Origin of the sequence: Streptomyces niger (assembly GCF_000718305.1) — a bacterium.
Taxonomy (GTDB): Bacteria; Actinomycetota; Actinomycetes; order Streptomycetales; family Streptomycetaceae; genus Streptomyces; species Streptomyces niger.
Window position 1 is genome coordinate 1 of the sequence record NZ_JOFQ01000102.1, and the last position, 226, is coordinate 226.

Below are 226 nucleotides of genomic sequence, written 5' to 3' on the forward strand. Positions count from 1 at the left end.
ATCCACCGCGATGATCTTCGCCGCCCCCGCCAACCGCGCCCCGACAATCGCCGCATCCCCCACACCACCGCACCCAATCACCGCCACACTGTCACCCCGACCGACATCGCCGGTATTGATGGCCGCACCGATCCCCGCCATCACCCCACAGCCCAACAACCCCGCCACCGCCGGCGACACACCCGCATCCACCTTCGTGCACTGCCCCGCCGCCACCAGCGTCTTC

1 pseudogene is annotated in these 226 nt (G+C 69.5%); it reads right to left on the minus strand.

Features of this window, described 5'->3' with window-relative positions:
* A pseudogene (locus IF20_RS37065) lies at positions 1-226 on the minus strand (S-(hydroxymethyl)mycothiol dehydrogenase); the annotation flags it as partial.